We start from the raw sequence: 2827 nt of genomic DNA, 5'->3' as shown, positions 1-2827 counted from the left end.
GAAGAGAGCCAGTTCATATACGCCCAGGCTGATAGCAGGCATAATCAGGTGGCGGATGTTCTCCCAGGGATCCTCAGTGAGAGGGACATAGCCCGAAGCTGGAAGCCACCGGAAGTGCACGGCGAAGATGAGGATGAGCAAAAGCCCCAGCCAGAAGACGGGGACGGCCAAGCCAAGCCAGGAGAGGAGACTGCTGAACCGGTCGAGGAAAGAGCGATATTTGAGCCCGGAGAGGAGGCCGATAGGCAGCCCGAAAAGCAGGCCGAAAAACAGCCCTCCGGCAATCAGTTCCAGAGTGGCGGGCAGCTTCCTGAGAATCATTTCCAAAACAGGTCTCCCGCTGCGGATGGAGGCTCCTAGATCTCCGCGCGCCATGTGCCCCAGCCAGATGAAATATTGCATCGGGATGGGTTTGTCCAGACCCATTTTGTGCCGCAGGGCCTGGAGCGCTTCGGCAAAGCGTGGGTCATTGGCCCGGGGCCCAAATTGCACCTGCGCCGGGTCGCCAGGAGTCAGGCGGACAACAGTGAAAACAATCATCGAAGCCAATAATACCACCGGGATAAATTGCAAAATTCGGCGCAGAATGTATCTTGACATGGCGAATGGTGATTTAAGGGGAAGGTGAGGGACGGCGAAGCCATCCCTCACCTTCAATTAACCATTAACTATCTAATGCTCGATCCAGGTTTCACTCAGGTTGCGGTCGGCCAGGCCGTTGATGATGAAGCCGTGCACGATCGGTTTGTGGGCGGCGATGATGGCTTCCCGCCAGGCGAGGATGCATACCAGTTCTTCGTTGTTCCATTCCTGGAGGCGGGCGTACATCCCCTTGCGCTTTTCCTGCTCGAGCGTGGAATTGGCGGCAATGATCAGGTCGAACATTTCCGGGTTGTCGTAGTCCGCCTTGATCGCTACGGACTCAGAGCGAAGGTGAGGCATCATAACCACGTCGAACCAGGAGTTGGGGTCGGGCGAAGGGGCGTAGACGTTGGTCGTTACGTCGTAGTCGAAGCTGGTATACTTGCCCAGCATGACTTGCACCTCCAGCACTTCCACCTCACAATTCACCCCGGCTTCGGCCAGTCCCTGCTGCCAGACGAGGGACATGTCTTCCAGGGTCTTATACCCGGCCCAGGTGATAATCTTGAACGAAATATCGCCCTCTTTGTAGCCCAGTTCGGCCAGGAGCTCTTTGGCTTTGGCCGGGTCGTAACCGTAATCTTTGATCTCGGTGTAGGCCCAACTCTTTTCAGGGATGGGGTTGATGGCCGGCTGACCGTAGCCTTTGAAGACCAAGTCGCCGATGGCCTCGCGGTCAATGCACATGACCAGGGCCTGGCGCACTTTAGGGTCGCGCAAGGGCTCAACGGCACTGGTAGGGCTGACCTCCCAGAAAGCCAATTGGGTGGTGTCAGGCACAACGTACAATTCCACGCCTTCCAACGTCTTGGCGATTTCAGCATCGGCGGGGGTGAGCCAGTCAACCAAGTCAACCTCACCGGCCTCCAGGTTGGTGAGCGCCACCTGGGTATCGGGGATAATCTTGAACACGATTTTATCCAGGTAGGGCAGGCCCTCCTTCCAGTAGTTCTCGTTTTTGGCCAGGACGATGCGCTCGTTGGGCTCCCATTCCACAAAGGTGAAGGAGCCGGTGCCGACCGGGTTGCTGCGGATTTCGTCCCCCACGTGTTCCGGAACAATGGAGATAGCCACCAGGTTGTCCAGGAAGGCCGCGTTGACCTCTTTCATGACGACTTTGACAGTATGGTCATCGAGCGCTTCTACGCTATCCACCTGTGCTAGGCGAGTGGCCAGGTAGGAGCCTGTGTCGGGGTTCATGACGCGCTCGAAACTATGGACCACGTCGGCGGCATTGAAGGGCTCGCCGTCATGCCAGCTAACCCCTTCGCGCAGGTGGAAGATATAGGTCGTGTCGTCGGGGTTCTCCCACGATTCGGCCAGCATGGGCTCCATCTCCAGGTTCTCATCATAGCGCACCAGAGTGTCATAGATGGCCAGGCGGATTGTCTGGCGGAAGACCATCAAATCGTTGGTGTGGGGGTCATAGTTATCGTTATCTTGGGGGGTACGCATCATAAGCGTGCCCCCGGTCTGCACCTCTTCTGCTCCCAGAGCGGGCATTGCCGCCAGGAAGGGTAGCAGAAAGAGAAGCACGAGGCCGAAAAACCTCACAAATTTGCCTTTCATCTTTCTTACCTCCTTTTGTTAAATTCTTGTTATGTTCAGGTGGCGCTAAGAGAGATTGTTTTCCTAAACCTCACCTCCTCTCTCCCGATTTCCAAGAACTGTTTCTTTCCCGGCCCGGAACTGATGAATTTTGAAAGAGTAACCGGGTACATAAGGATAACATAAAACCTTTTTGCAGTCAAATTTTGCCTCAATTGAGGGTTTGATGAAAGTCTCGAATGAAACCCCGTGCCATCATGGAAATTGTTCTCTCTTCTTCTCCATAGGCCTGCCCGATCTCTCCCGATTTTGTTCGGAAATTTGGTTGGTCGCTCCGGACGTTTCGTGGTATAATGTCTTTCGATAAAAGGAGTGGCCAGACATGATTCGGAATTATATCGCTCTTGACCTGGGGGCGGAGAGCGGTCGGGCTGTAGTCGGGCGCTTCGATGGGGCCAGGCTCCGGCTCGAAGAGACATACCGCTTTCCGAACGGGCCGGCGCGCATCCTTGACAGCCTTCATTGGGATGTCTTGTACCTGTTCGAGCAGATTAAGGAAGGGTTGAGGCGCAGCGTTGCGCGGGTTGGCGGCCGGGTAGCTAGCATAGGGCTTGACACCTGGGCAGTGGATTTCGGG

3 protein-coding genes are annotated in these 2827 nt (G+C 55.7%); 1 reads left to right on the top strand and 2 read right to left on the bottom strand.

Translation table 11 applies throughout. From position 1 onward, the window contains the following. Both ACETWG_00915 and ACETWG_00910 read right to left on the bottom strand, forming a co-directional pair. A partial coding sequence (locus ACETWG_00915) for an ABC transporter permease (protein MFB0515149.1) occupies positions 1 to 600 on the bottom strand: 600 nt, incomplete at its 3' end. A 72-nt stretch (positions 601 to 672) separates the two neighbouring features. Next, positions 673 to 2211, bottom strand: coding sequence for an ABC transporter substrate-binding protein (locus ACETWG_00910; GenBank protein MFB0515148.1), 1539 nt, complete (start codon positions 2209 to 2211; stop codon positions 673 to 675). Positions 2212 to 2572: 361 nt separating this feature from the next. Between ACETWG_00910 and ACETWG_00905 the strand changes: the two genes are divergently transcribed. Beyond that, on the top strand, positions 2573 to 2827 hold a 255-nt coding region (locus tag ACETWG_00905), incomplete at its 3' end, for a rhamnulokinase (protein ID MFB0515147.1).

The organism is Candidatus Neomarinimicrobiota bacterium (assembly GCA_041862535.1).
Taxonomy (GTDB): domain Bacteria; phylum Fidelibacterota; class Marinisomatia; order SCGC-AAA003-L08; family TS1B11.
Note: the sequence above shows the minus strand (reverse complement) of the source record. Positions and strands in the feature narration are given on the sequence as shown.

Coding starts and splice junctions, on each gene's coding strand:
- ACETWG_00910 (MFB0515148.1), bottom strand. CDS start 2,211: ATGAAAGGCAAATTTGTGAGGTTTTTCGGCCTCGTGCTTCTCTTTCTG.